This is a genomic window from Sorangium sp. So ce394, from assembly GCF_051474665.1.
In the GTDB taxonomy this organism is placed as follows: Bacteria; Myxococcota_A; Polyangia; order Polyangiales; family Polyangiaceae; genus Sorangium; species Sorangium cellulosum_D.
In genome coordinates this window covers 4,981,536-5,007,798 of record NZ_CP150339.1, presented here as the reverse complement: position 1 = coordinate 5,007,798, position 26,263 = coordinate 4,981,536, and the positions used below count along the sequence as shown (strand labels likewise).

The 26,263-nt window shown below is 69.9% G+C and carries 17 protein-coding genes; 6 read left to right on the top strand and 11 right to left on the bottom strand.

What is annotated here, in order from left to right:
• Positions 1–368 precede the first annotated feature (368 nt).
• Positions 369–4,103 (top strand): RHS repeat-associated core domain-containing protein, encoded by a 3,735-nt coding sequence (locus WMF33_RS18450; RefSeq protein ID WP_437338355.1) that lies wholly within the window; start codon positions 369–371, stop codon positions 4,101–4,103.
• Positions 4,103–5,863 (top strand): hypothetical protein, encoded by a 1,761-nt coding sequence (locus WMF33_RS18445; RefSeq protein WP_437338354.1) that lies wholly within the window; start codon positions 4,103–4,105, stop codon positions 5,861–5,863. The genes WMF33_RS18450 and WMF33_RS18445 overlap by 1 nt, the downstream gene beginning before the upstream one ends.
• A 16-nt stretch (positions 5,864–5,879) precedes the next feature.
• On the opposite strand, the gene WMF33_RS18440 is transcribed toward WMF33_RS18445, so the two are convergent.
• The 6 genes from WMF33_RS18440 to WMF33_RS18415 form a co-directional block, all read right to left on the bottom strand.
• Positions 5,880–6,458, bottom strand: a complete 579-nt coding sequence (locus tag WMF33_RS18440; RefSeq protein WP_437338353.1) for a hypothetical protein — start codon at positions 6,456–6,458, stop codon at positions 5,880–5,882.
• Positions 6,458–9,208, bottom strand: a complete 2,751-nt coding sequence (locus WMF33_RS18435; RefSeq protein WP_437338352.1) for a type VI secretion system Vgr family protein — start codon at positions 9,206–9,208, stop codon at positions 6,458–6,460. Before WMF33_RS18435 ends, WMF33_RS18440 begins: the two co-directional genes overlap by 1 nt.
• A 16-nt stretch (positions 9,209–9,224) precedes the next feature.
• Complete coding sequence (locus WMF33_RS18430) at positions 9,225–11,498, bottom strand: type VI secretion system Vgr family protein (protein WP_437338351.1); 2,274 nt, start codon at positions 11,496–11,498, stop codon at positions 9,225–9,227.
• Between the two features lie 27 nt (positions 11,499–11,525).
• Positions 11,526–13,751: a type VI secretion system Vgr family protein gene (locus tag WMF33_RS18425; RefSeq protein WP_437338350.1), complete on the bottom strand. Its 2,226-nt coding sequence runs from the start codon at positions 13,749–13,751 to the stop codon at positions 11,526–11,528.
• Between the two features lie 410 nt (positions 13,752–14,161).
• Complete coding sequence (locus WMF33_RS18420; protein WP_437338349.1) at positions 14,162–16,450, bottom strand: S8 family serine peptidase; 2,289 nt, start codon at positions 16,448–16,450, stop codon at positions 14,162–14,164.
• A 555-nt stretch (positions 16,451–17,005) separates the two neighbouring features.
• Positions 17,006–17,503: a hypothetical protein gene (locus WMF33_RS18415; protein ID WP_437338348.1), complete on the bottom strand. Its 498-nt coding sequence runs from the start codon at positions 17,501–17,503 to the stop codon at positions 17,006–17,008.
• A 162-nt stretch (positions 17,504–17,665) separates the two neighbouring features.
• Here WMF33_RS18415 and WMF33_RS18410 point away from each other — a divergent pair, with 162 nt between their 5' ends.
• The gene (locus WMF33_RS18410) at positions 17,666–18,532 is read left to right on the top strand and encodes a helix-turn-helix transcriptional regulator (RefSeq protein ID WP_437338347.1); all 867 of its coding nucleotides are present in this window, start codon (positions 17,666–17,668) and stop codon (positions 18,530–18,532) included.
• Between the two features lie 9 nt (positions 18,533–18,541).
• Here the strand turns inward: WMF33_RS18410 and WMF33_RS18405 are convergent, their stop codons facing one another.
• Entirely contained in the window at positions 18,542–19,366 is an 825-nt protein-coding gene (locus WMF33_RS18405; RefSeq protein WP_437338346.1) for a helix-turn-helix transcriptional regulator, read from the bottom strand.
• Between the two features lie 103 nt (positions 19,367–19,469).
• Here WMF33_RS18405 and WMF33_RS18400 point away from each other — a divergent pair, with 103 nt between their 5' ends.
• Entirely contained in the window at positions 19,470–20,342 is an 873-nt protein-coding gene (locus WMF33_RS18400; protein WP_437338345.1) for an SDR family oxidoreductase, read from the top strand.
• Positions 20,343–20,473: 131 nt separating this feature from the next.
• Here WMF33_RS18400 and WMF33_RS18395 read toward each other — a convergent pair whose 3' ends face one another.
• The 4 genes from WMF33_RS18395 to WMF33_RS18380 all read right to left on the bottom strand — a co-directional run bounded on the left by WMF33_RS18395 (position 20,474) and on the right by WMF33_RS18380 (position 23,351).
• On the bottom strand, positions 20,474–20,794 hold the full coding sequence (locus WMF33_RS18395; RefSeq protein WP_437338344.1) for a LytTR family DNA-binding domain-containing protein: 321 nt from the start codon (positions 20,792–20,794) through the stop codon (positions 20,474–20,476).
• A 58-nt stretch (positions 20,795–20,852) separates the two neighbouring features.
• Positions 20,853–21,215 carry an ATP-binding protein gene (locus WMF33_RS18390; protein ID WP_437338343.1) on the bottom strand — a complete coding sequence of 121 codons (363 nt, stop codon included), beginning with the start codon at positions 21,213–21,215 and terminating at the stop codon, positions 20,853–20,855.
• Between the two features lie 106 nt (positions 21,216–21,321).
• Positions 21,322–22,536, bottom strand: a complete 1,215-nt coding sequence (locus WMF33_RS18385) for a cytochrome P450 (protein ID WP_437338342.1) — start codon at positions 22,534–22,536, stop codon at positions 21,322–21,324.
• Between the two features lie 59 nt (positions 22,537–22,595).
• Positions 22,596–23,351, bottom strand: a complete 756-nt coding sequence (locus WMF33_RS18380; protein WP_437338341.1) for an SDR family oxidoreductase — start codon at positions 23,349–23,351, stop codon at positions 22,596–22,598.
• A gap of 307 nt (positions 23,352–23,658) precedes the next feature.
• Here WMF33_RS18380 and WMF33_RS18375 point away from each other — a divergent pair, with 307 nt between their 5' ends.
• Both WMF33_RS18375 and WMF33_RS18370 read left to right on the top strand, forming a co-directional pair.
• Entirely contained in the window at positions 23,659–24,504 is an 846-nt protein-coding gene (locus tag WMF33_RS18375) for a helix-turn-helix domain-containing protein (RefSeq protein WP_437338340.1), read from the top strand.
• A 343-nt stretch (positions 24,505–24,847) separates the two neighbouring features.
• Entirely contained in the window at positions 24,848–26,245 is a 1,398-nt protein-coding gene (locus WMF33_RS18370; RefSeq protein ID WP_437338339.1) for a PA14 domain-containing protein, read from the top strand.
• Positions 26,246–26,263: the final 18 nt, after the last annotated feature.

The following is a 26,263-nucleotide window of genomic DNA, read 5'->3' as shown; positions in this document are numbered from 1 at the left end:
AGGTTCAACATTACATGGACGGAGCCCGCAGGGCTCGGCCGATCCGGCTGCACGCCCCGTCTTCAATCTCGGTCCTATTCGCGGTAGATCAACACGTTACCATGGCACGCACCGCTCCTGTCCCGAACATACCTGCCATTCCCGGCATGAATCCTGGAGTCTGGGTTATGGGAGGAGGAGCCGGCGCCGGAGGTGGTCGCGGAGGAAGAGGCACCGGAAGCGGCGATCGGCAGGGCGCTGGTCCGAACAACGGCGGCAATGGCGCCGGAGGCGGGGGTAGAGGAGCCGGGAGCTGCGGACAGGGCAGCGGAAGCGGCTGCCCTAACCCGAGCCACGGCAATCGAGGCGGCACCGCAGCCGGAGACCCGGTGGATGTCACCACAGGGCGCGTCTACACCATCCCGGCGGTCGACCTTGCGCTGCACGGGCGCATTCCTCTGTTCATCGAACGTTCTTACTCCACGGCGCGCGTCGATCGTGACATCGGCCTGGGCTACGGCTGGAGCCACTCCCTTGCATGGGAGATCGAGCTACGGCAGCGCACCCTGTTGATATGGAAGCCCGACGGGACTTTCATCCGGCTGGACATCCCGCCCACGGGTGAGGTGATCCCGGTCGAGGGCGGGATGTACTTCGCCCGTCAGGAGGAGGGCTACGCGCTCACGCTCGACAACGGCTCGATGCTCATCTTCCGCGCCGTGGAGAAGGTGCGTGGTGCCATCCCGCTCTCGCGCATCGCCGACCGAGCGGGGAACTCCATCGAGCTACGGTACGAGGCGGGGCTGCTCCACACCGTGATCGACAGCGTAGGGCGGGTCATCCGCGTGCGCCGCCACCAGGACGGCCACATCGCAGCGTTCGAGGTGAGGAACGCTGCGGCGCAGGGCCGCTGGGTCGCGTTTCGCCGCTACGAATATGACACTCACGGCGACCTGGTCGCCGCCATCGACGCGCTCGGCTGCCGATCCACGTTCGCTTACCAGGACCACTACTTGACCGGGCGCACCTACCCAGGCGGCCTCCGCGTGTCGTTCCGGTACGACTCGTCCCATCGCTGCGTCGAAACCTGGGCGGAGCACCCTGGGCGCGCCGACCCCAGCCTCGCGGCTGGCTCACCCGAGTTCCTTGCGGACGGGACGACCCGCGCGCTCGGCGTCCTCCACTGCGCGATCACCTATGGAGACGGCTTCACCGAAGTCGCCGATTCCCGGCAGATCCGCCGATACCATGTCAACGGCTTCGGCGCCGTAGATCTAAGCACTTGGGGCCCCAGCGCTCACAGGCTCGAGTACGATGCGCTCGGCAACATCACCGCCTACGTCGATCCTACCGGCGCGCGATGGGCATGGCAGCGCGACGCCGACGGGCGCGTGATCGCCGCCGTGGATCCGCTCGGCGCTGTCACGCGCTACGAAAGCGATCCAGCCGGTCAACTCGTCGCCGAGGCGGACCCGCTCGGCAATGAGATCCGATACGAGATGACGCCGTTCGGCAAGCTGCTCCGCGCGCACGATGCCTCGGGGCTCCTCGTGGAGTACAGCTACGACAAGCACGGGCAACTCGTGAGCGCCACGCTGCCGAACGGCGGCGTCACCCGGTTCGTGCTGGACGAGCACGCGAACCGCATCGAGGTCCACGAGCCCGACGGCTCGATGCGGCGTATCGCCTACGACTTCCTCGGGCGACCGGTCGCCGTAAGGGACGAGCGCGGGTTCGAGACGCGTTACGGCTACGATGAACGGGGCGCCCTCGTGGCCATTCACCTACCTGACGGCGGAGTCCACACCTTCGACTACGACGAAGACGGCAATCTAGCGCGCCTGACGAACGCAGACGGCGCGCGCTGCGAATTCGCCTGGGCCGGCTTTCACGTCGTCCACGAGCTTCGCCGGCCGGACGGCAGCCGTCTGCGTCTGCGGTATGACCGCGAGGGGGACCTCGTGACGGTCATCAACGACGCCGGCGAGGTCCACCGGATCGTCCGCGACAGCGGCGGGCGCATCGTCGAGGAGCGCACGTTCGACGGCAGGACGCTGCGCTACGGCCACGATGCGATGGGCCGCGTCACCTCCATCGAGAACGGCTGCGGCGAGCGTACGCAGCTGGTTTACGATCTCGCCGGTCGCCTCACCGATCGCGTGTACCCGGACGACACCAAGGATCACTTCGAGTACGATGCGATGGGTCGCGTCGTGCTGGCTGAAAACCCTGCGGCTTCCTGCGCGTTTTCCTATGACGAACGTGGTAGATGCGTCGAGGAGAGGTCGACCGTGCTCGGCGCCACGATCTGGGTGCGCAGCGGCTACGACGGGCTGGGCAGGCGCGTGGCGCGCGAGACGAGCCTCGGCTATGTCGAGCGCATCGCGCGCGACCCATCGGGGGCGCCGCTCGAGCTGACGCTCGGAGGGACCGAGGCTCTGCGGCTGCGCGGCGATGCGATGGGCGCGGAGCTCGAGCGGGGGCTGCCGCTCGGCGGCGTCATCCGCCACGAGCACGACGCGCTCGGGCGCGTCGTGCGGCGCAGCGTCGCCGCGGCGCTCGATCGCCCCCTTCGCCCCGGAGAGCCGGCGTGGGTCGGCCGGCCGCTCCACCTCGTGCACGATCGCGCTTATGCGCTATCCCACGCTGGGGTCCTGCTCGAGGCGATCGACGTGGACACGAAGCGGACGCGCTACGAGCACGATGCCTGCGGGCGAATCGTGGCGCGCATCCGGGAGCGCTCGACGGGCGAGCGTTATCGTTACGACGGTGATGGCAACCGGTACGGTGCGCCGGGCGATACATCCACGTATGGCCCGGGCGGGCGGCTGCTCGCGCACGGCGACATGGGGTATGCCTATGACGGTGAGGCGCGGCGGGTCGAGAAGCGGAGACGGATGCCGGACGGCGGAACCGAGCGGTGGCGGTACGAATGGGGGAATCACGGCCTGCTGGATCGGGCGGTGGGGCCCGACGGACGCGTCGTGCGCTTCGCCTACGACCCGTTCGGCCGCCGCGTGTGGAAGGAGGTGAGCAGCCCAACTGGGCAACGCATGCTGACCCGCTTCGTCTGGGACGCGGACGTGCTCGTCCACGAGAGCCAGGAGTCGCAAGACGAGGCTGGGGCGCCGATCGTCGAGCGGCGCACGTACGTCTTTCGGCCCGAGACGCCCTTTCCGCTCGCGCATCGGGACGAACGAGTCGACGGCGGCGGGCGAAGGGAAGGCGGCTGGGTGCACTACGTCAACGATCACGCCGAGCGCCCCGAGCTCCTGGTCGATGGCGCCGGACGCATCCTCGCCGAGCTCAATCCCGCGGTGTGGGGTGACGTCGCGCCGCGCCCCGGCGCGGAGGCCGACACACCGCTCCGCTTCCCGGGGCAGTACGCCGACGTCGAGACCGGGCTCTTTTACAACCGCTACCGGTATTACGATCCGGCGGAGGGGCAGTACATCAGCGCGGATCCTCTCGGGCTCGCCGGCGGGCTGGAGCCGTTCGCCTACGCGACGAACGCGCCCCTGCTGCGGATCGACCCGAGCGGACTCGTCTGGTCAACGGTCAGCGGCAGGGCGGGCTCGTTCGAGCGAGGGAGTCAGGGAACGTACCCGTTCGGGGACCCTGAGCGCGATCCGGGAAACATCCACCCCATCGTGCAGCAGGCGATGCCGCCGAACATGGGGACGGAGCGGCAGCCACTGTACCCGGATCGCGACAGACGTCCCCCGACGACGTGCGCCGAACCCCGTGCGCTGACCGCCTACATTCGTCAGTGGGAACGTGACAACAACGGGGGGCGTCCACTCGACCCGGAGAATCCCCGTGACCACGAAAGGATCCGAGAGTGCCTTGGCTCGATCAGGTCCGTCCGCGCGCGTGAGGAGGACGGGACGCCGAGAGCTCCCTGCGCCAACTGCAGCCAGACGCTGGCAAATCTGAACGCACGCTGGGGGGCGCCGCGGACCGATGGGAACGGGATCATCCCGGGCTACGGTCCGCCCGGGGAGCGCGGCGGTCGCTCCAATTGGTCGCGGCCGGATCCGGCATGGCTTCGCGCCGCGATGGCGAGCGACACAGGGACCTTCACACCCATGGTCGGTTACGGACAGCCCGCACGGAGAAGATGATGCCGATACCCGAGGACATCCTAGAACACCTCTCGGAGCGCGCGCGGCGCGTCCTCGCGTTCGAGCCCGATCAGCACGACCCCCGGAGCCCCGACGAGCTGCGCATCCTGCTCGAGGCGCGAGGGCTGCCTGTCTACGATGCCGTCCTCGCGGCGCAGCGCGAGCTCGGCGGCGTCCGTTCCCGGATCCTGACGATCAATCCTGCTGACACACTCGACGCCGACGCAGCCAAGCCGCAGCCGACCCCGGATGGAGAGCTTGCGATCCCCATCGGATCGAGCACCCACGATCCCGATGCCGTCGTCGAATACCTGATGGATTCAGCCGGCCGGATCTACCGCCCCAGCTTCCTCCCGAACGGCAAGCCGGCCCCGCAGTGCGTCCCGACGGCAGGCTCGCTGCTCGTTGCGCTCGAGCAACTCGCGCTTATTGCCGAGGTGCAGCCGCTCCGCCAAGGAGCGCTCTGCGTCACGGCACACGTTCGCGCCGGAGATGCCATTGCCGAACGGCTCAGCGCAGAGATCGTCGAAGAAGCCTCGGACGAACTGCATCATTTCTGGCTGCGTGGCGGGTTGCTCGTCGCGGAGGGCGATCCCCACACCGCCGGGCGCGACAACCTCACGCGGATCTTCGCGCCCTCGGTCGAGGATGCCGCTCTGGTGGTCGACGTGCTTGTGACGCTCGCGCCGCGGCCTGCGGCGGCGATCGAGGCTGGGTGGATGGACGTCGAGGAGCGTGTGGAACGGTCTCGCCCAGCCGAACCGCGGATCCCCAGCGCTTCGCTCACAGCTCGGTTCGATGACCCGACCGAGCAGGGCTCCCTCTGGGCAGAGCGCGGGACGCAGGCGGGAACGACGATTCACCTCATCCGTAAGGTCGGCGGCGCGCTCGCAGCCCGGACCACGTTCAGTACGCGAGGCTTCGTCCGGCAGATCTTCGCCGACCCGCCGAGCTGGCTCGACGCGCTGCTGAGCGAGCGGGCGGTGCGTGTGTTCGAGCGGGCTGGCGCACGGCGCGACCCGTCGTTGATGACCGACCGCAACGACCTCGTGCGGCGCCTGCGTGCTCTCCAGCTGCCGATCTCCAAGGAAATCCTCGAGATGGAGGAGGCCATCGGCGGGCTTGTTGTTAAAGACTACGTTTATGGAATCTTTGCGCAGATGAAGCGCGGTGTCGGCGTAGCCCGGACGTATCAAGGCACGTCACTCGTCTTGTTCTCGGATAGACACCGCTATATCGATGCCAGCGGCCAGATCTACCTCACAGACGACATCGCGCTCGGCGGCATCATCGCCGACTCGTGGCAAGTATATCTCGAGCGGGAAGCGCTCGCGATGCTCGACTTCGAGTCGGCCCGCCGGGTGCACTCCCTCCGGCTAAACGCGCGCTGGGGCGAGCGACTCGCCGAAGCGTTCGGCGCGACCGCGCTACCAGAGTGCAGCGACAGCCGAGAGCGGTGTTGGCGGAGCCTGGACGTCTGGCTGACCGAGAAGGAAGAGGCCCTTGACTTCTGGCTCGCCGGCACGTGGATCGAGAGCTTCTCGCTGGATCCGCTCGTTGACGCGCTGAAGCTCGCGGCGAGCGCGGATCCGCCTATTCTCGTGTGCTACTCCCGCGCGCGCGAGGCCCCGGCGCGTCCGCAAGCGCCGCACGGCCCCCCCATCGCCGTCGCGCCCCGATGCGGGCAGCACTCGCTCACGCTCCTCGGCGAGCTCGCGGCCTGCGGCGAGCCGGGTCGCTACGACCTCGTCGAGCGCTGACCACCGCCGGCGCGCATCAGTTCAGCCTCAAGAGCCTCCCCACGATCCGGAACAACCCGCGCGACGCGGCGCTGATGCGGCTGCCAACGATCTCGATGAAGCCATCCTCGCGGATGCGCAGGGCGCCCGTGCCGGCGCGCAGCAGCACCTCCCTGCCCTCGATGGCTATCGTCTCTGCCTTCAGGTGGATCGCCTGCGGTCGGCGCGTCCGCAAGGCCCCCACGATGAGCGGCGCCTCCCCCTCGCAGAGCTCGACGAGCACCGCGTCCCGGTTGACGTGAGCCTCGGCGATCACCTCAGGGTCGACGTCCGGGGCCACCTCGGCGTCAATAGGATCGTCTGCTCCCCGCATCAGGATCTGCGCCGCCCGCCCCGCGATGGACGCGACGCGCGCGGTCCGCATCGCAACGCCGAGCGGCTGCGCGCCCCGCGCCGGGAGCGGCGCCGCGGCCTCCGCGGCCGGCTCGGCGAGCACGTCGTCCAGGGTCACGCGCGGCGCCCCCGACGCCCCCCCGGGCTCGCCCTCGGGCTCCAGCTCCTCCACCGCGGCCGGCGCGCCGGACCGCCCGGGATCCCCGTCGAACGAGGCCGCCATCACACCTCCGAGACCTTCTTCGGCAGCTGGATCTTCGGCGCCAGGAGCGCCACGAGCGGAGAGCTGATGGTGACGCCGCCGCCATTGATCACCACCTCGCTGGCGCCGCACTTGAACACGATGGCGCCCTTCGCCTCCACCTTGTGGAACGCCCCGATGAACGTCGCGGGCCCAACCGCCTGCACCACGTGCGACCCCTTCAGCTTGTCGACGACCGCGCCGCCCACCATCGCCGTGCGCGAGCCGGTGATCGTCTCGCTCTCGCCCGCGTTGCTGAGGACCACGAGCCCCGTCGCCTTCTCGCTCTTCGAGCCGGTGACGCTCTCCGCGTAGCTGCCGAACGCGACCTGCACCGTCGCGGCGCCGACGTCGATCGTCTTCTTGCCGGTCACGTTGTTGTCGATGTCCCGGATCGCGCCGAGGATCTTCATCGAGCCCACGTCCTCCTTGTGGGTGCCCGCCACCTTCGCGGTCGAGTGCCCGGGCCCCTTCTCGCGATCGGTCGCGTCGACGCCGTCGACGTTGCCCTCCGGCCCGGCCGCGTTCGCCATCGACTCGCCGCCGCCGCCGCCCGCGTCCATGCCGAGCGCCGAGGCGAGCGCCTCCGGCTGGACGAAGACCCGCCCGGCCAGGCTGCTGTGCACCGCGTTCGAGGCGATCGACGCCAGCATGTTCGGAGGACCGGAGCCGCCCGGCGCGCCGCCGCCACCCCCGCCGCCTCCGCCCATCGAGGCCGCGAGCTGGCTCGCCCCGGGGATGCCCGACGCGCCCGCGATCATCGCCGGCATGCGGCCCATGTCCCCGCCGGCGACGGCCCGCATCGCGCCCGCGACCCCCTGCGCCTGCTGCGTCAGCGCGTTGATCGGCGCCATCACCTGGTTGATCGCGCCGTCGACCTGCCCCTGGATCGCCGAGATCGCGTTGTTCGCCATCACGCTCGCGAACTGCACCGCCGCCTGCGCCGCGAGCGCGAGCATCGCCTCGAGCGGGTTGCCGTCCATCTCGAACTGGTTCCCGCCCACCGTGGTCGTCGCGTTGCCCTTCGCCGTCACGGCCGACACCGCGTTCACCTCGAGGGTGCGGTTGCCGCCCACGCTGATCGTCTGATCCGCGCCCACCGTGTTCGACGAGCCCTTCGTGATCTTCGTCGTCTGGTTGCCGCCGACCTCGAGGGACGCGTTGTTCCCGACCACCGTGGTCTCGTTGTTGCCGATGTTCTTCTTGGCGTTGTTCGCGGCGGCCGTCTTCATGTCGTGCTGCGCGTGCACCATGATCTCCTCGGCGCCCGCCTTGTCCTCGAAGCGCACCTCGTTGGCGCCGCCGCCGCCCGGCGTGCTCGCGGTCCGGATCGCCGTGCGGGTCTTGCCCTCCGGCAGGGCGTACGGCGGCATGTACACGCCGTTGTAGAGGCGGCCGGTGACGATCGGACGATCGGGGTTCCCCTCGAGGAACTCGACGATCATCTCCCAGCCGATGCGCGGGAGCATCATCGAGCCCGACGTCTGGAGCTGCGCGACCCGCATCCAGCACGAGGCCTTGTCGTCGGTGACGTCGCTGCGATCCCAGTGGAACTTCACCTTGCAGCGCCCGTGCTCGTCGGTGTGGATCGCCTCGGGCTGCGCGCCGGCCGGCGCCACCACGGTCGCGGTCTGCGGCCCCTCGATGACCGGGACCGGGGTGACGCGCCGCGGCCTGTACTTCACGTCGGCCGGCACGAGCCGCGCCCGCGCCCTCGAGCGCGACGCGCCGCCCTCGCGCTCCTCGCCGTCGTCGTGGACGAAGGTGTGCGTCACCGCGAAGAGGAAGTACTCGCCGTCGAGCTCGCCGGCGTCCGTGATCGTGAGCGTGTGGCCGACCGCGAGCCGCGGGCAGACCGCCTCGATCTCGATCGTGCGCCGCTCGACCTGCTCCTCCTCGAGCCGGATCTGCGCGAGCCGCTGCCCCTCGCTCGGCTCGAAATAGCCGCCCGGGTAGTCGTAGCGCTCGAGCTCGGCGTGCTCGCTCGACGCCGCGCTCGCCGTGAGGTCGAGCTGCGGCCGCTTGAAGTCGAAGTCGCGGAGGACGAACTTGCCGGAGCGCACCCGCTCGAGCTCGCGGATCGCGTAGATCGCGTCGCGCTCGTCCGCCGCGCTCAGGCCCGTGCGCCGCCGGAACGGCAGCGCGGGGTCGCCCGGGATCGGCGCGGCGATGGCGCTGTCGTCGTCGAAGACGAGCAGCTCCCCGTCGGCGTCCACCTCGACGAAGCTGTAGATGCCCTCGTGCTCCATGAGCCGCGAGATGAACGCGAGCGCGCTCTCCTGGTACTGCACGCAGTACTCGCGCTTCGGACAGTCGCCGCTGAGCCGCCACTCGACCCGGGCGACCCCGTGCTCCTCGAGGACCTGCGCGACGATCTCCTTGGCGCTCATGTCCTGGAAGATGCGGGAGTCGACGCTGCGCGCGAGGAGCGCGAGGGAGGACACGACGCGCACGACGTAGCGCGCGCCGATCGCCTCCATGCCGAGCTCGGTGGAGCCGATCGACGTCGCGGCCTCCACCGTGCCGGCGAGGACGCGCGGCGCCTCGCCGGGCGCGCCGAAGGAGAGCGCCGCGGGCTTGCCGATCATCGCGTCGAGCTCCTGGAACACGTGGAGGATCACCTCCACGTCGACCACGAGCGGCCTGCCCGCCTCGTGGATCGACTCGAAGCGGAGCACCCGGGCGGCGGGGACCTCGTCGATCGTGAAGTGCGCAATGGTCTCGCGTGCCACGTTCGCCTCCTGCTCCTCAGTTGTCGATCACGAGCGCCGCGGTGTCGGCGACGTCGCCGTCGAGCTTCGCGGACACGCCGAGGATCGCGACGCTCGCGGGCGTCAGCGACACGATCGACGCGCCCATCACCAGCGTGAGCGCGCCGGTCGCCTCGAAGACGACGTTGTTCGCCTTGACGAGCTGCGCGCCGCCCGCGAGCTCGGTGTAGGTGCCGAGCGAGCTCTCCACGCGATCCCCGTTGGCGACGTTGACGATCGCGCCGCCGACCTTCACGTTCATCGATCCGCCGACCTGGACGCCGCGCCCGGCCTTGACCGCGATCACCTTCGCGCCGGTCGCCGTCTCGCTCCGGTCGCCCTGGACCGTCACGGAGCGGTGGCCCAGCGCGAGCTCCACGAGCGCCGCGCCGACCTCGTGGTTGAAGCCGGCCAGGGTCTGGTCGGTGACCGACCCGACCACGAGATCGATCTGGTTGCCCGAGACGTTGAGCGCGCTGTCGCCGGCGACGTCGCGCTTGTGATCCCCGCCGATCTTCATGTCGCGGTTGCCGCCGATCGAGAGCGAGTGATCGCCGCCGATGTCGTCCACGTGGAAGGTCTCGACCTTCATCGCCTGGTTGCCCGCGACCGAGATCTTCTGGTTGGCCCCGACGCTGCTCGTCATGCTGTTCGTGACGTTGGTCGTCTGGTCCGCGCCGATCTTCTTCGCGTGGTTGTTGCCGATCGACTCGGTGGCGTTGTTCTTCACCTCGGTGGACATGTCCTTCGAGGCGTTGATGAACATCTCCTCGCCGCCCTTCGTGTCCGACATCCGGAGCTCGTTGCTGCTGCCCCCGCCCGGCGTCGTCGCGGTCTGGAGCGAGCTCTTCCCGGCCTCCTTCGGCAGCGCGTAGGGCGGCGGCGTCAGCGCGTTGTACATGCGGCCCATCACGAAGGGCCGATCCGCGTCGCCCTCGACGTGGCGCACCGTGACCTCCCAGCCGACGCGCGGCAGCAGCATGGAGCCGCCGGTCGGCACCTGGCTCGTGCGGATCCAGCGGCTCGACGTGTCGTCCTTCTTGCCGGAGCGATCCCAGTGGAACGACACCTTCACCTGCCCGCTCGCGTCGGTGTGGATCTCCTGCCCCGAGGGCCCGGTCGTGATCGCGGTCTGCGCGCCCGGGATGACCTGCTCGCGGGCGCGGCGCGGGGGCCGGTAGCGCGTGGTCCCGGTCGGAACGCCCCAGAACTCGCAGGCCATCCGGACGTCGCGCGCGCCCTCCACGGCGGCGTCGCGGCTCGAGAGCTCGAAGTTCCGCGGCCGGCTCCCGGCGATGCGCGAGCGGACCACGAGGTACTCCTGGTTGAGCGGATCGTACGGGTGGCCCTCCACCGAGAAGCGCCGGCCCGGGAGCAGCGCGAGCGAGCCGGTCTCGCCGCGCACGACGTCGCGCTCGGCCTGCACCGCGTCGAGCAGCACCTTGGCGAGCCGCTCCGCCACGCTCACGTCGGCGGTGCGCGCCGGGTACTCGTAGATCTCCAGCGCGTGCTCCCCGGGGTCGCTGCTCTCGGCCGACGCCTCCAGCTTGAGCGAGGGCTTCTCCGGGTTGTAATCGCGGACGAACACCTTGTCGCTCCGCACCGAGACCTCGCGGGAGAGGCGCGCGACGCGATCCGCCGAGCCCGCGACGCCGAAGTCCTGGAAGAACGGGAGCGAGGTCGCGCCCTCGATGTCCTCGAGGCCGGCCTCTGCGTCGCTGAAGACGGCCACGTCCTGCTCGCCCCTCGTGTGGATCGCGAAGTAGATCCCCTCCTCGGCGAGGAGGCGGTGGACGAAATCGAGGTCCCGCTCGCGGTACTGGACCGTGTAGACCCGCGCGGGGTGCGGCTCGGTCACGCGCCAGTCCTGCTGGCCCGCGGGCACGCCCGCGCCCTCGAGGACCTCCTTCACGATGTCGACCGCGCTCTTGTCCTGGAAGATCCTGCAGTCGGCGCGCTGCGCCAGGTTCCACAGCGCCGGCGCGACCTGGATCCGCAAGGTCGGCACGTCGTCCGGGTCGGGCAGGAGCTCGGCGAGCACGATGGTCCCCGCGAAGGTGCGGGTCTGCGTGTCGTCGCTGCGCGACAGCGTGAAGACCGCGCGCTTGCCGAGGACCTCCTTCGGCCTCGGGAGCGCCGCCGCGTCGTCGAGCAGCTCGCACTCGAGGTGGGTGAGCTCCGAGAGCTGCTCGGAGAGCTCGAAGCGCAGCACCCGGTAGACCTTGCCCTCCACGCTGACGGAGGGGATCGCGAGGACATGATGGTCAGCCACTCTTCACCTCACAAGCGCCCTTGGACCTCACGATCCGAGCTTCATCGACGCGCCCATCTTGACCACCAGCGCGCCCTTGACCGCGATCTTGGACCCCTTGATCACGATGGGCCCGCCGCCGAGCTTGAGCTCGCTGCCGCCGCCCTTGAAGACGCCGACGGCGCCGAGGAGCGTGATGAGCGGCGCCTGCACCACGAGATCGCCGTTCAGCTTCTGGTAATGGAGCCCGCCCACGAGGTTGGTCACGCCGGCCGCCACGTGGGAGAGCGAGCCCTTCGTGAGGTGGAGCTCGGCCGCGAGCGACGTCTGGTCCTTGTTCGCGGTGATCTGCTCTCCGTGGCTGCCGTTGATGATCTGCGCCTTCACGGCGCCCACCGTCTCGGTCATGCCGCCGAGGACGTTGTCGTTGATCGAGGCGAGGCTCCCGGAGAGCTGGAGCGCGCCGACCTTGCGGCTCATGTCGCCGGTGATCGACTGCTCGACGCCGTTCGAGATCGTGATCTGGTTGCCGCTCACCGTGTAGGAGCGATTGCCGGTGACCTTCTCGACGTAATTGCTGATCGCGTTGGTCGTGTCGTTGCCGCCGATCGAGATGCTCTGGTTGCCCGAGATCTTGTGCGAGAGCACCGCGCCGACGTCGAGCGATTGATTGCCGGCCACGGAGATCGACTCGTCGACCTTGACCGACCGGGAGCCGTTCACGCTGATGTGCTGCTCCTCGTTGACCGCGACCTCCTCGACCTTGTCGTTGCCGATGGTGACGTTGAGGTCCTTCTGGGCGTGGATGCCGAAGCCCTGGCTGCCGGAGCTGTCGGACATGCCGATCTCGTTGTGGCCGCCCGCGCCCGGCGACGACATGCTCTTCAGCGAGCCGGACGCCTTCGAGGCGGGGAGCGGCTGCGGCGGCGTCTTCTCGGCGTTGTAGGTGCGCCCGAGGGCGACGGGCCGGTCCGGGTCGCCGTCGAGGAAGGCGACGGAGACCTCCCAGCCGACGCGGGGGAGGATCATCGAGCCGCCCATCGCGATCTGCGAGACGCGCAGCCAGCAGCTCGAGGTGTGGTCCTGCTGGCCTTGCCGGTCCCAGAAGAAGCGGACCTTGATGCGGCCGTATTTGTCGACGTGGAGCGCCTGCTCCTGGGTGCTCGACCCCGTGACGACCGCGGTCTGGACGCCGCGGATGCGCGGCCGCCGCGCGCGGCGCTCGGCCGCGAAGGGGGCGCCCTTGGGGATGCCGCGGAAGTGGTTCTCGACGTCGACGTTGGTGTCTCCGCCGGTGAGCGTCTGGTTGCCGCGCGAGACGAGGTGGGTGACCACGAACTCGCCGTTCAGGCACGGCTCCGCGGCGCCCTCGACGAGGAACGGCTCGCCCACCTTCAGCCCGGCCGCGCGGCTCTCGCCCTCGCACACGTCGGCGTCGGCGGCGAGCTCGCGCATGCGGGCGTCGGCGCGGCGGGCGCCCACGCTCCCCTTGGTGAAGCCGGCGGGGTACTCGAAATAGGGCAGGACGAAGGCTTCCTTGCGGGGCAGCGAGGACTCGGGCTTCACGTCGGGCTTCTCGAAATCGTAGTCCCGGAGGTGGACGCTGCTCGTGCGCAGCGCGCGCGTCCGCGCGAGCTTCTTGAGCGGCAGGCTGCCCGGGAGCCCGCCCTGCGCCATGCGGAAGAGCACCGGCGTCCCCTCCTCGACCGCGAAGGCGGCGGGGTCGTCGGTGATGATCATCGTGTGCCCGCCGGCCTCGTGCCGGAAATAGTAGAAGAGGCCGTTGTCCTCGAGGAGGCGTGAGACGAAGTTGAGGTGCGACTCGCGGTACTGGACGATGAACTCGCGCGGCTCGTACTCCTTCGCGGTCCGCCACTCGACCTTGTCGCCGAAGCCCGCCTCCTCGAAGATCGTCTGCGCCACCTGGACGATGGTCTTCTCCTGGAAGATGCGGCACCCCTCGCGGTGCGCGAGGGCCGCGAGGGCGGGCCGCAGGCGGACGTCGAACTGGCGGGAGTCGCCGGCGAGGCGCGCGAAGCCGGCGCGGTCGACGATGCCGTCGAACAGGCGCTCCTTGCCGGAGGAGTCGGTGACGCGGAGGCAGAGGCGGCTGCGCAGGCAGTCCTCGACCCGGAAGGCGGCGTCCAGCGTCGCGAAGCGCACCTCGACCGTGTAGGGGGTGGAGATGGCCTCGACGGCCTCGAAGCGGGTCACGGCGGTGTCCGCGGGGAGCTTGTCGCCCTCGAGGGAGAAGGTGGCGAAGGTGTCGGCCATCGGGGCCATGGTAGGCGATCGGCGGGCGGCGCCAAGCCCCGGCGCCGGGCGGGGCACGAGACCGACGCGGGGAGAGGGGCGTGGGGGGCGGATCGTGCGGTTCTAAGACCTTCGCGCGCCCGCCGCGCGATCCGAGCTCGCCGCGCGACCTGCGCCGCGCGCGTTCGCGGAGCGCCCGAGGCCCAGGATCGGCGCGAGGCATCGTCGGCTCGTTCACCGAGGACTTCGAGAGCATCGCGCCGATGCACCCGTCGCGCAGCTTCGTCGATAATGATCGCGTCCGCGCGAACTGGGGCCGCCTGCTGGCCCGCGTGCCGCACCTCCGAGCGCAGATTCAGCGCGCCGTCTTCGACGCGGAGTCCGGTCAGACCTGGTCAGCGTGGGAGATGATGGAGCAGCCGCGGGGCTCCTTACTCGGGGTCGATCTCCGCACCCGGGCCATCCGCGTCGTCGCGGTTTCGATCCTCGTAGATATAGCCCAAGTAGACCCGCATCGAGTTGGCACCGCACCCCTCGTCGTCCGACGTGACCCTCGTGCCGATGATCTCGAGTTTAAGGGCTTTGCCGCCGACCCCGCTCGCGTACACTCGCTCCTTGTTGTCGTAATCGTCGAGGCTCTCCTGCACGGGCGTCCCTGCGGTAGTCAGGAGCCTCAGATCGATGTCGTCGATCGCGCCCCCGGTCTCGTGGCGGCGGTCGTACCAGTACACGACCGCCTTCAAGTCGTCGACCCTATCACTCAACACGTTGCCCGAGTTGATAGGAAGCGTATAAACTTCTCCGTCGTCGATACATACCCTGCCTGCTTGCCAGCCGTAAGGGCTGTCCATGCCCGCTGCGTCCAGGCGCCTCATCTTCAACCGCCCGGCCCCCCAGAGATGGTCGTAGCCATGTGTGATCTTTCCGCTCTCGCCCTGCCGGTCGCCCATGAGCAAGAGGTGCGTGTACAGCATGCCGGGCTCTGCGATCAGGCTCGAATGGGAATCCTTGTAATAATCGATGAAGTTGATGGCGCCAGCGGTCACGGTCGGCGCGGAGATGCTCGTGCCGCACGCGGAGACCGAATACCCGAGGCTCAGATCGAAGAGATTCTTACGGCATGCATAGGCGGTCACGTCGACGATAGACCGGTTCTTCCCCTCGGACAGGCTGGCTCCGCCGCGCGACGTATACGAGAAAACCGCAGCGCTCCTCACGTCGGTCTCCGTGCCGGAAGACGAGTTGCCGTGCCCCCCCACGGTGAACACCCCGATGGCTGACCCGGGAGACCCAACGGTACAGTCGCTCGTGTTCGAATGCTCGGTGTTGCCAGCTGTCTTGACGAGCAGAATGCCGTTTTCATAAAGATCGTTAGCGTCCCTGGACAAGGCGCTCTCGCCGAGGCAGCTCGGATCGTCGGTGGCGGAGCCGCCGGAGTAGTTGACGACGCTCGGAGGGTGCTCCAGGCCGATCATGTGATCGAACGCCATGCGCGTTCCGCTGTTGCTCGCCCCATTGCCGTACATGTAGGCGAGGGCTTCGCCGGCATACCCTGAGTAAGCGATCTGCTGGCTGGCGGTCAGGCCCGACGCTTGCCCGTCGCGCAGATCGCCCATCACAATGCCGCTGACCAGGGTCGCGTGATCGCCTTCGTTCGTGAAATCGCTCACTGCTGTGCATCCGCTCGCGGTGCATTCGTAACGGCCGCCGATGCGAGTGCTCGTACTGGAAGCGTCCTCCCGGTACCCGGGATGCTCATCGTCCGGACCGGCTTGTTCGAGGATGGCAACGCGGACGTCGTCCGAGGAGTCTTCGGTACGCTCACCATCCCACCCGGCGTTCACGAACTGATTCAGCTGGGTCCCGCTGAGGACGAGGGTGCCATTGATGTCTGCATCGGGCGCCTCCTCGGCATCCAGGTCCATGCGCGCGATCTCCGGCCGCTGCGCCAGCGACCGAGCCGCTGCGAGCGGCATCCTCACGGTGAGACACTCGAGGTGCTCGCATCGGTAGGCGACTTTGCCGCCGAGCGCGCGGAGCGCGTCGATCACCGGCGCCTGGGCTGCCGCGATCTCGTAGCGCCTGCGCGCGAGGAGCTCGGCCCGCTTTGCCCGGTAGTCGGCCGTGGTCTCGATCTCTCCATAGGCGACGGCACGCTCGAGCTGGTCGATGAGCGCTCCGCGCGTCGACTTTTCAAGACGGATCAGGACGGTGCCGTATACGCCTCTGTGCGGAGCGGCATCGACCGCAGCAGCGAGAGCGGGGCCCAGCTTCGGCGCGGGTGCCCGGTCGGGCGAGCGCGCCCCGTTCTGCTTCCGCTTCAGCGCTTCGAGCGCGTCACGGTCGGCGCGCGTCATCGTCCTCCGTCCGAGGCGCTCGACGCCCGAGGTCGTGACCACCTTCGCCTCCTCGTGCGCCCGGGCGCCTTCGATGAGGGCGTAACGCGAGCCATCTGGCGCGTCCTTGGTGTCCACGAATTGCACCTTCCCTCCCGTGATGCCCGCCTGGCGAAGGGGATGCCGGTAAGTGCGTTCCTGTCCGCTCTGTTGCGATTCGCCGCCGCCAGACTTGGTGTTGGCAGCGTCGGGCGTGCCCAGGGCCTCGCGCGACTCGAGCTCCTCCTGTGGATCGAGCTCGCTGCACGACGACACGAGCAGCGCGACACTCAGTAGCTCGGGCAGCAGGACGGCGATTCTCCGAGACCTATGCCACTTTCGCATCAGTGCTCCCTCTCCGTCACACCCCGAGCTTCATCGACGCGTGCATGCGTCAGATGGTTCGGGATCCAAGGACGTCTGCACGTGTATCATGGTTCCTGTATGCCAGCATAGTGCGGAAAGTCACGAGTGGATGAACGTCGGGCGCTCAGCGCGTGAGGGTAATCTCAGGTGAGCGGAGCAGGATGTGAGCTGCTGAGTGCTTCGCTGCGCACCACGGCGCGAAGACCTCCCCGGCGGGGCCGTCGACGTTCATTGGGTTGAACCTCAGGATGGCTACCAGGCGCGAGATCGAGGCGCTGATCGCCGCGTGGGATCATCCAGGCGAGCCGCGACACCTGAAGCCCCCGGGCGGCGGCACCCCGGGCTGAGCTGGTGACGGCATGCGGGTGCTCCGGTCGCCATCACTAGGGTTTTCTGGATGGCACGGCCACGTCGTGGTGTGTGCGATGATGTCAATCGAACGTCGGCGCGAGTGGGCACTTTCCTTCGCAAAGGCGTTTGGACCCCCTTACCCACGCCGTGCCGAATCTCCCCAAGGCCCGACGCGCGGCTGCGTCACGCGCGCCGCTGGCTGCCGTTCTGCCAGGCGATCAGCGCGAACCAGACCATCATCAAGATCGACGCCGGCGCCAGCACCGTCGGGGGCAAGAAGGGCGAGACGAAGCTGTAGGCGAAGAGCAAGGCGCCGGCGGGGACGCCGACGAGCTTCACCGGCAGCGAGCCGGCGCGCGACGCCGTCACGATCCAGATGCCGGCGAAGATGTGGGCGCCGAGCCGCACCGGATCGGCGACGGCGCGGGGCACGTCGTTGAGCGCCAGCACGCCGGTGGTTACGTCGAGGAACAGCCAGCCGTAGCCGGCCATCCGCGCCCACTCCGGCGCGCGCAGGCTCGGGACCAGCGCGAAGACCGCGAGGTGGAAGGCAAGGCCCGGGTACTCGGGCCACAGCGCGCCGGGGGCGACGGCGAAGCTGACGATGACGGGGGCGAAGCACAGGAACGCGGCGCTGGCGGCGACGCGCGGCGAGCAGGGGGCGGCGGACGATTCGTTCATGCGTGGGCTCCTCGCTTGTCGAGCGCGAGCATGCGGCGCGACCGCGGCGTCGTCTTGGGCTTCCTTGCGCCAACGTTGGCGCGCGACCGCGAGCGTCGTCCTCGAGCGCTCGCGCGAAAACTTCGGCGAGCGCGGCCGCCGGCGCCGGTTTACCCTCGGAGGATGCCGAGAGACGCTGCGCCCGTGCGCACCGAGCTGCGCGCCTATGCCGACGTGCCCGGGGTGCGCTCGCTGCTGGTCGACGCCGACGAGCGGCTGTGGTGCGCGGTCAAGGAGACGTACGCGGTGGCGCTGATCCACCGCGGGCGCGCGGAGTTCTGGTCGCGCCGCGGCGGCGTGGCCAGCGCGCCGGGCGACCTGCACTTCGACGCGCCGGCGAGCGTGCACAGAGATCTGCGGCGCGACGGGCCGGCGCGCTTCCAGATCGTGAACTTCGACGTGGCGCTGGTGCGCGAGCAGGCCGAGCGCCGCGGCCTGCGGCCGAGCCTTTCGCTGCGGGTGCCGCTGCTCGAGCGGCGCCATCCCGATCGCCGGCCCCTGCTCGCCCTCCACCGTGCGTACCGCGGGCGGCCCGATCCGCTCACGCGGCAGGTCGTCGTGGCCGAGGCGCTCGACGCCCTGGTGCGCCAGCTCGACGGCGCCGATGCGCGGCCGCACGCCAGCGTGCCGCGCGGCCGCCTCGGGCGCGCCGTCGAGCTCGTCCACGCGCGCCTCGGCGAGGCCCTGTCGCTCGACGAGCTGACGGCGGCGGCCGGCCTCGATCGCTTCCAGCTGTGCCGCGCGTTTCGCGCCGAGCACGGGATCCCGCCGTACACCTACGTGCTGCGCACGCGCATCGCGCGCGCGTACGCGTGGCTGGCGGCGGGCAGGCCGGTGAGCGAGGTGGCGAGCGCGCTCGGCTTCTGCGATCAGAGCCAGCTGCACGGCCATTTCCGGCGCGCCTTCGGGATCACGCCCGGCGCCTTCGCCCGCGCCGCCCGCCGTGGCTACGCCCACCGCGGCATGGCGGAGGCCGGCTCCGCCGAGTGAGCGCACCGCTCAGCCGGCGTGGGCGGCGGCGAGCGCCCTGATCCGGGCCGCGTCGTCGGCCGAGAGGGGCGTGTAGACCAGCATGGCGAGGTCCGGCCGGCCATCGATCGCGAACGCCGAGAATTCGAGCGCGATCTCCCCGAGCACAGGGTGGCGTAGGCGCTTCACGCCCTCGCAGGCGCTGTGGACCTCGCTGTCACGCCACATCGCGGCGAAGTCGGGGCTCTTCGCGCAGAGCTCGTCCACCAGCGGCTGCACGGTCGCAGCCGCCCCGGCGCGGGCGGCGTCGCCCCGGAACACGCCGACGACGAACCGCGCGGCGCTCTCCCAGTCGAAATCGGCCGCGCGCGTTCGGGGATCGAGGAAGATCAGGCGGAGCACGTTGCGCTCCGCCGACGGCAGCGCGCCATAGTCGGTGAGCACGGCGGCCGCCGCCCGGTTCCAGGCGACCACGTCCCAGGTCGCGGTCCGGATCATGGCGGGGCAGGCGTCCAGCGCGTCGAGCACGCGCTGCAGCCGCGGCGTCACCCCTCCCGACGGCTGGTAGCGGACCTCCGGCGGCCGGCCGAGCCCGAGCAGGAACAGGTGCTCGCGCTCCGCGTCCGTCAGCATCAGCGCCTTGGCCAGCCGGTCGAGCGCCTGGGCGGAGGGCGCGCCGCCGCGGCCCTGCTCCAGCCAGCTGTACCAGGTGGCGCTGATCCGGGCGCGCTGCGCCACCTCCTCGCGCCGAAGCCCGGGCGTGCGCCGCCGGCCGCTGGCATAGCCGAGAGCCGCCGGATCGAGCCGGGTGCGCAGTTCGCGGAGATAGGCGCCGAGTGAGCCGTTGCCGGGCATAGAGGGTCCAGCCTGTTGAGGGTTATACCTGGATAAGCTCTCAACTTTACCCCGAAGACACGCACCCCGACAGTGACTGGGGAACTGTTCAGGAGGCATTGCGATGCGCGTATTTGTAACGGGCGCCACCGGCTGGGTGGGCAACGTGGTGGTGGACGAGTTGCTGGGCGCCGGGCACCAGGTGCTCGGCCTCTCGCGCTCGGAGGAGAGAGCGGCGGGGCTCGCCGCGAAGGGCGCGGACGTGCTGCGCGGCACCCTCGACGACCTCGGCCGGCTCGCCGAGGCGGCTGGCAACGCCGACGCGGTCATCCACCTCGCCTTCAACCACGATTTCTCGAGGTTCGCCGAGAATAGCGAGCAGGACCGGCGCGCGATCGAGGCGATGGGCGAGGCGCTGGTTGGGACGGACAAGCCAATCCTCGTCACCACGGGGTTGGCGCTGCTCGCCCCCGGCCGGGTCGCGACGGAGGCGGACGTGCCGGATCCCAGCTTTCCCAGGAAGACCGAGGCGGCGGCGGCCGCGCTCGCCGAGCGCGGCGTGCGGGTCGGCACGGTCCGGCTCGCCCCCACGGTGCACGGGATCGGCGACCATGTTTTCATGGCGATCCTGGCGGGGCTCGCGCGCGAGAAGGGCGTGTCGGCCTACATCGGCGACGGCGCGAACCGCTGGCCCGCGGTGCACGTGTCGGACGCGGGTCGGCTCTATCGCTTGGCGCTGGAAGCGGGCGCGCCGGCCCGCGTTTATCACGCGAGCGCGGAGGAGGGGATCGCCTTCCGCGCGATCGCCGAGGCGATCGGCCGCGCGCTCGACCTGCCGGTCGAGCCGCGCCCGCGCGAGCATTTCGGCTGGTTCGCCGATTTCGCCGGGGCCGACGCGCCCGCGTCGAGCGCCCGCACGCGCGAGCTCACCGGCTGGGAGCCCACCGGGCCGACCCTGCTCGCCGACCTCGCCCAGCCGGCCTATTTTGCCGGATGAGCTGCGCCTGAACAGGAACATTCATGGTGGTCCCATGCAATCTCGAATTAAGGCTGCCGCCGAATCTCTGGAGGAGATTCACCGCCCCGCGCTGAGCCTTCCCCTCACGGCATCGTCTGGCACCAAAGACGTTATCGGAGCCCCAGCGCCTGCTTCAGCGAGGGCAGGAATCGACGGCTCACCGAGACGGTCTGTCCATCGGCCAGGTGGAGGACGGCGCCGCCGGGCTCCGGCTCGAGCGCCCGGATCGCGTCGACGCGGACGAGCTCGGAGCGATGCACGGGCAGAGAGCCGAGCGCCGAGAGGCGCTCCTCCAGCGCGCTCAGGCTCTCGCGCACGAGGTGCTCTTCGCCGTCGAGGGTGAAGGTCGTGTACTTGTCCTCGGCGTGGAAGCGGGTAATCCGGCGGGGATCGAAGAAGAGGATCCTGCCGGCGTCGCAAACGCTGAGCAACGGCGCGCCGCCGGCCTCTCGACCGGCGCCGCCGTGCGGCCGCTCGCGCGGCGGGAGCTCATGAGCGCCGCCCCGCGGGCAGCCGGAGCTCTGCGATGAAGCCGCCTCCGGGCGCGGCCTTCGCGACGAGCCTGCTGTCCTCTCCGTAGAGCAGGCGCAGCCGCTCGCGCAGATCGGCGAGGCTCGTGCCGGTGCCGGGCCGGGTCGCGGGGGTCGGACCGGGCCCGTCGTCGAGGACGGTCAGCAGGAGATCGTCGCCGGCGAGCTCGGCCCGCAGGGTCACGGATCCGCCCCGCACCTGGCCGCCGATGCCGTGCTTGACGGCGTTCTCGACGAGCGGCTGGAGCCAGGAAGCGATTTCTGACGAGGGGAGCCGCTGCGGTGGGCGCGAACGGTACCAAGTGAAACCTTGAGAGCCCATCGAAACGTGGAAATGCTGCGGCTCGGGCCGAGCGCCGCCGCGGCGCGCTGTAGACGCGGCCGGGGAAGGGCAGTCTTGCCCTCGCGGAAACGTCAGCCCCGGTCGATCAGGGCAAGACGCCGCGGACCGGCAGCCGCGATGGGGTTCGCACGACGACCATCGTGCTCCACTCGATGGTGGGGTTGAGCAGATCGATTCGCTTGAATCGAGCGAGCAAGGATTCGAGCGCCACCCTCGCCTCCAGGCGCGCGAGGAGGTGGGCGACGCAGAAATGGACGCCGTGCCCGAACGCGACCGACGCCCCCGTCCCGGTCTTTGGCACGTCGCGGTCCAACTTGAACTCGTCGGGGTCGGGAAACACAGCCTCGTCACGGTTGGCGGACGCGAGGATGACCGTCACCGGAGCGCCGGCGGGCACCTCGACGCCGCCCACCTCCGCTCCGGGCATCGCCTTGCGGAAGATGTTATGGGTAGGCGGGTCCCACCGGAGCATTTCTTCGATAAAGCGAGGGATGAGCGCCGGGTTCTCGCGCAGCCGCTCCGTGTCCGCGGGGCGCTTGGCGAGGGTGATGATTGATTTGCTTATCAGTGTGGACGTGGTGTCGAACCCCGCTGGGACCAGGACGAAGACGAAGGACATGAGCTCTTCCGGGGTGAGCTTATGGCCGTCGATTTCGGCCTGGAGGAGCGCGCTCACGAGATCATCGCCGGGCGCGCGCCGCCGCGCCTCCAGGACGTCGCCGAGGTAGCGCTCCATCTCGGCGACGGACGCGCGGACGCGCTCGGCGTGCTCGGGGCTCTGCGGGACGGGCGTGACGCTGAGGAAATCGTCCGTCCACCGCTTGAAATTGGCGTGGAGGGAAGGATCCAGGGTGAGGAGCTCGCCGAGGACGCCCGCTGTCATCGGGACGGCGTAGTCGGCGACGAAATCCGACTCACCCCTGGATTGCAGGGCGTCGGTGAGGCGCTCGGCGATGGCGCGGACCATCGGCTCGATGCTCGTGATGATCCCGGGCCCCAGGGCGCGGCTGACGAGGCTCCGGAGCTTCGTGTGCTCCGGCGGGTCCATCGAGAGCAGGGAGTGCGCCCCCGGCTGCCTCGGGAGCCAGGGCGGGTGAAAGGCGTCGACGTTGCCAGCGGACGAGAATTTTTGAGGGTTCTTGAGGACGGCGATGACATCGGCGTACCGGCTCACCGCCCAGGCGCCCAGCGGCTCGAGCACGCACACCGGCCCGGAGCGGCGCATCTCGGCGTAGGTGGGGAACGGGTCCGCCTGGAAATCGGGGGCGAACAAATCAAACTTCCGCAGCTCTCGGCTCATGGGAATAGCCCTCCTGGGAGCCATTCTAGACGATACGGTCCGTCCACACGGCGGCCGTGTCAGGCCGCGACGAGCCCGCCATCGATGGGCAGGGCGACCCCGGTCACGAACGACGCCTCGTCGCTCGCCAGGAAGAGGGCCACCCGAGCCGGCTCGATCGGGTCCGCGAACCGGCCGATCGGGTGGCTCGCGAGGACGCGTTGCTCCACGGCCCCATCCTCGATCCACCTGTCGAACATCGCGGTGTGCGTGCCCCCAGGGCAAATCGCGTTCACCCGCACGTTGCGAGCGGCGAGATCGATGGCCGCGGCCTTGGTCAGCCCGATGACGCCGTGCTTCGACGTCACGTACGCGGACAGACCAGGCGTCGCAACGAGGCCTCCGACGGAGGACGTGTTGACGATCGCGCCCCCGCCGGCCTTGAGCATCTCCGGGATCTGGAACTTCATCGACAGGAAGACGCCCTTCAGGTTGATGTCGATCACGCGATCCCACTCGTCCTCCTCGAGCTCGGGCACGCTCCTGACGGCTTGCTCCACGCCTGCATTGTTGAACGCGACGTCGAGCCGCCCGTACCTCTCCACGGCGGCCGCGACCATGGCGGCGCAGTCGGCCGCGCGCGACACGTCCGTCGGAACGAAGATGGCTTCTCCCCCTCGGGCGACGATCTCCGCGGCCGTCCTCTCGCCCTCGGCCACCCGGCGAGCGGCGATGACCACCTTGGCGCCCTCCTGGGCGAACAACAGCGCTGCGGCCTTGCCGATTCCCATGTTTCCACCGGTGATGAGCGCGACTTTATCTCGCAACCGTCCCATAGGATTCGCTCCGGATCTGTGGGCCTGATGAAGGACAGGCCATGTCGTGCCAGCGCGCGGCGCCGAGGCGCTCTGCCGCGCGTCGAGGAGGGCAGCGCCCGCGTCGACGCGCAGCGGATCACCCGCATGGCGGCGCCCGTCAGCGTCGCGCGCAGGTGGGTCGAGGATGACGAGATCCGCGACCTCGGGACGGAGGATGTCCCCCCTCCGCCGGCGCGGCTTGGGCAAAATTGACGGGACCCGCGCGGCGCGCGGTCCACGGGAATGGGCCTGGCGCAGCGCGCGTCGGCCCACTAGGCTCCGGAGCATGCCGAGCGCGCTGCCAGCCCGCGATCCGGACGATCCGCTGCGGATCGAAATCGCGCGACCGAAGGCGCTCTCCGGCGTGACCGTGGCCCGCTGCCGCAGCGATGCCCGGCGCCACCGCTCCGTGAAGGACCGCTTCGCCTCGGTCTCCTTCACGGCCGGCCAAAGCGAGTGGCGGGCGCGCGGGCGCACCTGGACGGCGACGCCGGGCGCGCTCGCGCTCATGCTCCCGGGTGAGGTGCACCGCGAGGAGCGCCGCGATGGGCCGGCGCGGTTCCAGGTGGTGCTCTTCGACGACGCGCTGGTCGACGACGCGCGCCTCTCGCTCGGAGGCCGGCCCTTCGCGCCCCGGCCAGGCCTGTTTCTCGAACGCGGGGAGCCCGAGGGCGCGCCGCTCCTCACCCTGCACGCGCTCGTCCACGAGCGCGACGCCGATCCCCTCGCGCTCCAGACCGCGCTTGCCGAGTCGCTGCGCTCCGTCGTCGCGCTCACCAGTCCGGGTCGCGCCGAACGCGGACGCCCGTACGCCTGGGGCGCCCGCCTGCGCCGCGCATTCGAGCTCATCCGCGAGCGCTTCGTCACCGCGCTCTCTCTCGACGAGATCGCGCTGCACGTGGGGCTCGACAAGTTCCAGCTCATTCGCGCGTTTCGCGACCAGCTCGGCGTGACGCCGTATGCCTATGTGACGCAGCTGCGCGTCGGTCGCGCCCGCGCGCTCCTCACGCGGGGCGTGCCGCCGTCCGAGATCGCCGCGCGCGTCGGCCTCTACGACCAGAGCCAGCTCAACCGGCATTTCAAGCGCATCGTCGGCATCACGCCGGGACAGTTCGCGCGCGCCGTGGTGTGAGCGCGCCTCGCGGCGCTCGGCGCGCCCCGGATCGGCGTTGAGCGCCGATCGCGCGCCGGCATGCATGCAATGCATGAGGTCGATGTGATCTACGCATTGGAATCGCTCCGGCGGGCGACCTAAACAGCGCCCATTGAGCCCTCGCGGGGGGAGGGACCTCGGAGGGCGGGCGCCTCCGCGCCGCTCGCCGGGCCTCGTCCGTCTCCGCGGATCTCGCGCCCACCTCGCGCATCGCGCGGAGGCAGGGCGCTGCTCAAGAAAGGCATCCATGACAAAGATCCTCTCTTCGTTGACGGATACCTCCTCTCCTCGCGGCCTTCGCGCCGCCGGATGGCACGCCGGCGTGGCGCTCTTGCTCCTCGGCGCGCTCGGGCCGACCGGGTGCGTCGCCGGGGCCGGCGACGACGGCGAGGAGACCCTCGGCGTGGCGACCCAGAGGTGGGGGAGCTACGATCTCACGAGCAGCTACACGGGCAACGTCGGCGACACGCGCGGCTGGATCGTCGAGTGGGAGGTCCCCGAGCTCTTGAACGAGAGCACGGCCTGGACGGCCGTGGGCCAGTGGTACAACAACCTCGAATCGGGCATCTACCACTATCCGCCCGGCTGGTTCGTCTACTACTTCGCCGACGACAACGGCGTCACGGGGAATCACCCGAGCTGCGCCTACGACTGGCACAACCTCGAGACCGGCGTCCCTATCGGGGGCACCTGCAGGCTCGGCGGCGACCTTATCGCGCTTCAGCCGGGGCAGCATGTCGCCTTCAAGTACGAGTCGTGCACGACCGAGCGCGTGGCCGACGTCAACGGCTCTCAGATCTGCCTCTACGTCGACGTGAACGACGGCAAGGGCTGGCAGTTCCTCGCGGAGGACGACCCCGGGAACATCGAGATGTACACGCACGACGTCGAGCACTGGGCGTCCGAGGGCCAGGTCACGCCGGAGATCCCCTGCGACGCGCCCATCAAGATGCTTCGCCAGGAGGTGAAGACGACCGCGGGCACCTGGCAGCCGCTGTCGGGCGCGAGCACCTGGTCCTTCAATCAGTTCACGCCGTACGCCTACCAGAACCGCAGCCTCACCACGTCGCCGGCCACCTGGGAGGCCTGCACGCCCCCGCCCGACGGCAACGGCGACGGCCTCCGCGGCGAGTACTTCAGCAACACCAGCCTGACCGGCACTCCGTTCGTCCGCACCGACCCGATGGTGGCGTTCGGCTGGGGCACCAGCTCGCCCGGAGGGTCCGTTCCCGCCGACGGCTTCTCCGCGCGCTGGACCGGACAGCTCGTGCCGCGCTACACGGAGACGTACACGCTCTCGACCGAGTCCGACGACGGCGTGCGCCTCTGGGTGAACGGCACGCTGCTCATCGACAACTGGACGGATCACAGCTCCACGCTGGACAGCGCCACCCTCTCGCTCGTGGCGGGCCAGCCGTACGACGTGAAGCTCGAGTATTACGAGAACAGCGTCGACGCGACGATCCGGCTCTTCTGGTCGAGCCCGAGCCAGGTCCGGGAGGTGATCCCGCAGAGCCGGCTGCACGCGGCGGGCGCGGACTGCAGCGGTGTGCCGGCGTGGGCCTCGGCGCAGGTCTATACGCCCGGCACCCGGGTGACCGACGGCGGCCACCTGTGGGTCGCTGCCCAGCAGGTCTGGTGGTCGAACCCGGCCTGCCCGCCCAGCAACCCGACCTCGTGGTGCCCGGCCGACTGGATCGACCAGGGCGCGTGCCAGTAGCGCCGCGCCGGGCCGGGC